This is a genomic window from Dorea sp. YH-dor226 (assembly GCF_039832105.1).
In the GTDB taxonomy this organism is placed as follows: domain Bacteria; phylum Bacillota; class Clostridia; order Lachnospirales; family Lachnospiraceae; genus Dorea_A.
This window is the reverse complement of sequence record NZ_JBDOHS010000034.1, coordinates 1-3,293: the sequence shown is the minus strand read 5'-3', so window position 1 is coordinate 3,293 and position 3,293 is coordinate 1. Positions and strand designations below refer to the sequence as shown.

3 protein-coding genes are annotated in these 3,293 nt (G+C 33.8%); all 3 read left to right on the top strand.

Features of this window, described 5'->3' with window-relative positions; genetic code table 11:
* Positions 1-109 precede the first annotated feature (109 nt).
* The 3 genes from ABE547_RS14565 (at position 110) to ABE547_RS14555 (ending at position 2,697) form a co-directional block, all read left to right on the top strand.
* A complete protein-coding gene (locus ABE547_RS14565; RefSeq protein ID WP_347379406.1) occupies positions 110-442 on the top strand; it encodes a hypothetical protein in 333 nt (110 codons plus the stop codon).
* A gap of 286 nt (positions 443-728) precedes the next feature.
* Positions 729-1,721 (top strand): hypothetical protein, encoded by a 993-nt coding sequence (locus tag ABE547_RS14560; protein ID WP_347379405.1) that lies wholly within the window; start codon positions 729-731, stop codon positions 1,719-1,721.
* A gap of 352 nt (positions 1,722-2,073) precedes the next feature.
* The gene (locus ABE547_RS14555; RefSeq protein ID WP_347379404.1) at positions 2,074-2,697 is read left to right on the top strand and encodes a DUF4230 domain-containing protein; all 624 of its coding nucleotides are present in this window, start codon (positions 2,074-2,076) and stop codon (positions 2,695-2,697) included.
* Positions 2,698-3,293 lie beyond the last annotated feature (596 nt).

Genomic DNA, 3,293 nt, shown 5'->3' with positions numbered 1-3,293 from the left:
CTCTGCTAATGGTGGGCTTCCTCCGATCATCAAGCGCCAGAGATACTATCAATCTTTGGACCTGGCTGCATAGTCAGTGATATCTTTGAGATAAATGTGTCAACCAATATTGACAATATCAGAATTAGAGACAAAAGATTATACCATAGAATTAACGAATAGTCAGAAAAATGCGGTAATACGGGCATATGAAGAAGAGAATTTCTGGCATGTATCACGGGATTATTTGATTAATGATGTATTGGTTGGATTTGACTATTTTAGTGTAGAAGATGCAACATTTGCAGTTGATCATATGGATGTGGATTTTGATGAACAGGCAATCCTGTACGTAAAGCAAAATTCATCGGGACAATCTCGAGGCGGAATCACAGAAATGATGCGATATTATGGTTATACAGAGGCACAGATTAACAATGCGCTTAAGGAAGCAGGATTTTAAATATATAAAGTTGTAAATGGCGAAAAGTAGAGCATATGGCATTTAGTATTTTACGGAGGATATAAAAGCATTGTCGGAAAAGTGGCAATGCTTTTGTACGTGTTAGAGTATAATTGGGGTGGGGATGGTGCAGTAAATATAGAAGAATGAAGGATGAGGTTTTCAATTGTCTGGATTGAATTGTAAGTATATAGATGGTATACTTTGTTTAAGTAAAGTGGAATGTTATCTTGTGTAAAGAGTAAATTGAAAGGGGAAAGATGATAGTAGTTGTCTTAAGGAAACGATGGAGAAAAAGTTTGGTAAATTAGTTTTAAATGTGGGGAAAAATGCAAAAGATTTTTTGGAGAAATCAAAAGATATTACAATTCAAGTGGCGGATCAGAATGCTGATGGTAAATTTGATTTAGAAGATGTTTCTGTAATCGCTGGATCTGTTGGAAATGTTATGAAAAAGGGTGCTCAGACGTTAAAGGAAACTACAGATGAAAAAGCACGTCAATTAGAATTGAAAACTTTGCAGCCGATATTTTTAGAAACTTTAAATGATACTGATTTTCTTATGTCCAGATTTATCAGAATAACCGATAGAGATAAGAAACATGCAGAAAGCGAGGTGTGCAAAGGTTCGATTGGTTTTCTGTCTGATCAAAAAGGACTGCATATCGTAAATATTTTTCGAGATTCTATAGATTCATACGGTTTATCATTTTATCCGGATTGTGACAGTGAGTTTTATTATGTGGATCCAAGTGATAGAGATTCTTATATTGCTCTTGATGAATACTTTAATTATTTGAAACAGGTACGTATAAGCGAATTGCAAAAGATTGCACAGGATCTTGGAGCAAAGCATTTCAAAGTTACCTACAAAGAAGAAAAAACATCATTTTCGGAAAAGAAAGTAAGTAAAAAAGTAACTGCAAAGCCAATAGCATCCATTGACGTAGAACAAAATAATGAAAATAAGAAGTATTCAACAGTAGAAATTGCAGCGGAGATGGAATGCCCAGGACATACTCCGGTAAAGCCAAAATTGAAATATATGAAATATGACCCAAGCATAAATGGCCTTGTAGAAATGAGAATGAATGAGCATGCTCCGTTGCTTCATCAGAAATTTATGCTAAAGCTCAGCAATTCTTCCGGTTTGAAAGAGAGTGAGGCGATAAAAATTGATGCGGTTCTAAAGGGAATGAAATGTACTGGAAATGCAACGGTGTTAAGTGAAACTCAGAATGAATCCAGAAGATATTTGGAATATGAAATAGGTTTTTAGTTCAATTGAGATTCGTTAGCACATATAATTTTCAATCATTTGTTCTCTTATTGTAATAAGCGAACAGTAAGTGGATTATGTGTTGAAAATAAATTACTAATAGTGAAAATGTACTTGTAAAAAGATAAAGAGTGTTACAGAAAATACGGAAGGAGAAAATATGTCTGCATTAATGTTGTTTGTGGTTTTGTTGATTATCGGAATTGTTTTTTTGATATGCAGTAAGAAATTAAAAGGCACAGGTAAAGCAATTTTGATAATTATTAGCATTGTAATTTGTTTGTTTGCTTTATTTGGCTTAATTACTGCGTTTTTGTAATTAGGATTTACTAAAGAGAAGGAGAAAAGAGATATGAAAGATATATTTAAAGGAGTAGCAATAAAAATATTATCAATTATTTTAGTTGTAGCTTTGCTGTGTGGTGGTGGATATTTGTTGTACAATCATTTTGTGGATAATATTTTAAATAAGAGTGAACATGAAACAATCACTAATGTTGAAGTGGTCAAAGAAAAATTAGAAGCAACGGCAGAACTTAATACGGGAAGTTATTTATGCACAGATGTATTGACGAAATCAGATTCAAAAAAATTTAAAGACTGGGAAATTCCCTTTACAGAAAAGAGTTTTATTATATCCTATGATGGCACTGTAAAAGCGGGCATTAAAGATCTTACTAAGGCGGAGGTAGTAGAAAGTGGAGATACAATCATTGTAAAATTACCAGAAGTAGAGATCACTGGGGCAGATATCGATAATGATTCCTTTCAGAAATTAGATGAATCAAATAATATCTTTAATCCAATCAGCGTGGAAGATCTAAATGATGCTCAAAAAGAATTGAAAGATAAAATGATTGATAGAGCTGTTGAAAAAGGAGTTTTGGATATTGCGAAAAGTAATGCTGAAACGGTACTTGGTGGAATGTTGGCAAGTCCAACAGGTGAATACGAAGTGAAGATTGAATGGCAGTAATAAAATTATTAATGCAACTATTTCTCACATAAGAGAAAAATAAACATGAACGATATCAATATTAAAGCATCAAACGCTATTTTGTGTATATTCTGTCTGCTTATATGAAGTGGAGATGTTAAAAATATTTTGACAATCTATTTTCGACTGCTGCGCTTATATTTATGTGAAAGTCAGTAGACATCCCTGACGTCTGTATCAAGGGTATGGGGAATCAAAATCCCTATCAAGACATAATCCCGTAGAAATACAATAGAGCAAAAATTGTGATATTGTATTACTGGGGTGGATCTTGCTCTCTTGTAGAATCAAACAAATTTAATATTGATAATCTATTGAAGCCTTTGTGTCTATTAGAAGCTAATAGATACAGAGGTTTTTATTTTGCATATTTTAAGAGCAAGATCCACCCGCGTATTACAATATCATCATTTTATGATTTTAGTAATATTTGCGAGTAGCAATCTAGATGGGTGAATATTCCGGCTCTCTTTGAGCCACCAGTCCGGGATTTGAGAGCCACCATTCCGGTGGAACAGAGCCGCTGATTCCGGAGTTTGGGAACCACTTTCGACTCCAGTTACATATGTTCCTTT